5 pseudogenes are annotated in these 2541 nt (G+C 42.3%); 2 read left to right on the top strand and 3 right to left on the bottom strand.

The annotated features are described in order from the left end of the window. A pseudogene (gene ipaH7.8, locus BHE85_RS13115) lies at positions 1–1017 on the bottom strand (T3SS effector E3 ubiquitin-protein ligase IpaH7.8); the annotation flags it as partial. Between the two features lie 329 nt (positions 1018–1346). Here ipaH7.8 and BHE85_RS13120 point away from each other — a divergent pair. After that, a pseudogene (locus BHE85_RS13120) lies at positions 1347–1526 on the top strand (IS66 family transposase); the annotation flags it as partial. A gap of 16 nt (positions 1527–1542) precedes the next feature. Here BHE85_RS13120 and BHE85_RS13125 read toward each other — a convergent pair. After that, positions 1543–2233 (bottom strand): annotated as a pseudogene (locus BHE85_RS13125) (IS1 family transposase). A gap of 57 nt (positions 2234–2290) precedes the next feature. On the opposite strand from BHE85_RS13125, the pseudogene BHE85_RS27500 reads away from it, so the two are divergent. Next, positions 2291–2404: pseudogene (locus BHE85_RS27500) on the top strand (hypothetical protein); the annotation flags it as partial. Positions 2405–2426: 22 nt separating this feature from the next. On the opposite strand, the pseudogene BHE85_RS13135 reads toward BHE85_RS27500, so the two are convergent. After that, a pseudogene (locus tag BHE85_RS13135) lies at positions 2427–2541 on the bottom strand (IS630 family transposase); the annotation flags it as partial.

Below are 2541 nucleotides of genomic sequence, written 5' to 3' on the forward strand. Positions count from 1 at the left end.
AGAGGCACTGAGTTTTTCCAGCCATGCAGCGACCTGTTCACGGAATCCGGAGGTATTGCGTGCAGAGACGGTATCGGAAAGGCGGTCAAGGAACGCGGAAAAGGTGTTGGCATGCTCTTCATGTTCAAAAGCATGCCATATCTGTGATACATCAGATTGTTTGTTTTCCGGGAACCATGCTGTCACGGCATCAGCCAGGGGGCGATGGAGTGTATTCTGTTGTCCGTCACTCATGGAGAAGTAAATCTGCGGGCCGTGGTAGTCCGGCGAAGAGGTTAATCTTTGCAGGGATTGCAGAACGCGAGTCGACAATGGATTCCCTGAAATATTAATCCTGTAACTTGAATCTAATTGTGAAAAACTCTCCGGAAGAGTGGTTATCTGATTAAAATGAAAATAATATTCCTTTTGTCTGATATTGTTTCTATCAGAAAATTGAGGAAAAGTAACCAGATTATTGCGCTGAGCACAGAGAATTTCCAGTTTATCCGGTAAGTCGGGTAATGTTGTCAGCCTGTTATAATAAACATGTAAAAATTTCAATTTTTCGGGAAGAGCCGGTAAATTATATAGCCTGTTATTTTCAACAAATAATGATGTTAAATGGTTTGGCAAAACAGGAAGGTTTTCCAGTTGATTAGAACGAACACTTAAAGTTGTTAATGACTCAGGAAGTTCTGGTATCACAGAAAGCCTGTTATTATCAGCATTAAGTTCTTTGAGAAATGCAGGCAGCTTTGGCAATGATGTTAATTTATTATTTTCTACAATCAAAGCAGAAATATGCTTTGGTAATTCGGGAAGAGACGTCAAATTTAGGTCTGATAAATTTAATACTGCTTCTTGATTCTGAAAGCACTGGGAGAGTCTGTTAAAAGCAATGCCTCGCTCTTCCCCGGGAGAAGAGTTCTTTTCCCATTCAGTCAGGATTCTCAGATAATGTTCATTACTGGTTGAGTTTGAGTTAATAGAGGGGGAGCAAGAAACTGATGAGTGTGTATTATTTACAGAGAACATAATGCTAGGGCAACCTTATATTTGTGAGAATAAATATTTAAAATTGTATATTTATACAAATTTCACTTACCATTTTCGATATTAAGTTTTAATAGTTTCCATTTTACACATAACAGAAGTTAGTTGTAATTTATTTGTTGAGGTTTTCTATGGAATTCTTTTTTTTATTGTGACTGCAGTCAATAATAACACTGAATTCAACATTCCAGTGAGCAAGGAAATGTAATCCGAGTAAGTATATTTGTTTTATATCATATTTTAGCCAAGCTCATTTATTCCTATTATAGAATGATAAATTAAAATTACTGTAAAAAAACGATACACATTTAATACGAGGGAGGCCGGCAGAAAAACGGCTTGCGGTAAGGCAGGAGAAATGTGTGCCGCGAATGAAGTCCTTGTATGACTGGATAAAGCTCCAGAGGAAAACTTTGTCAAACCATGCTGAAATGGTAAAGGCGTTCAACTATATCCTGAATCACTGGAATGCACTGAATGAGTTTTGCCGGGTAGTACTTCCAATCATTAGAATATGTGCTTTTCAATGAAGGAACCGATGACTTTTTCGTGGATTTCCACGGAACGCGAGAAGCAGATTGTTTTACGTGCCAGCCGCTTGATGCGGGGGCGGAGGGTCAGGTTGTTACGTTCATACGTTGCGTGAAGATTTTGCCGGTCAGGTGTTTCTCCTCCGGCACTTCTCTGGCGTAGCTGCCCCAGTCATCGCTGGTCACCATGCCGATACAGAACGGAGTCAACAGGGCTAACAGTTCCCGACAGGTCTCATCATTCCGTGGCCCGCAAGTGTAAGCCAACACACCGCCAGTTTTAGTGTTGTACGCATACCAGGGCCAGTGTTGTTGCGCCTTGCTGCCAACGAAGCGCCACTGCTCATCAAGTTCACAGATAAGGGCAACATCAGCGTGAGCGACTGGCGCAGATGTTATCCGCCGGGGCGAGAGCTTTTTAATGTCCGTATGACGGTATTGATGCCGATTTTCAGTGTTCTGGCGGTATAACAGCCCCCTGCGCCGTTATGTGCCATTTCAACGATCTGCTCCTTAACGCCGAGTTTTCTGGCTTCATAAGAGTAAGTGAGCTGGAAAACACGTTTACATGAGCGACAACGGAAACGCTCATGCCGGGAACAACTACGGCCATGTCGATAAACTTCATCGGAATTACAGCGCGGACAATGAACAGTAACGGTAGTCATGGAAAACCTCAAATACCAGTAGATTACCAGAAACTTCTATCGATTGAAGACATTACCTTTTGCCGCAATAGGTGGGGTAACATTGGTGAAAACGCATTACGCCGGGTGGCAGTTGGAAAAAAATTATCTTTTTTCGGCTCTGATCGTGGTGGAGAAAATGCGGCAATAATCTAAATAGCTGCGCTTAATACCGCTACACTTTTGCCAGCCCATGTTTGCCTCCGGGGAATGGGCTGACGGTTTCCATAAAATGGCGAACTTTTTTCAACAGTTGCCACATTGAGCGGCACTGATGATTACGCGTTATT

Origin of the sequence: Shigella sp. FC1567 (genome assembly GCF_001743015.1) — a bacterium.
Taxonomy (GTDB): Bacteria; Pseudomonadota; Gammaproteobacteria; order Enterobacterales; family Enterobacteriaceae; genus Escherichia; species Escherichia coli.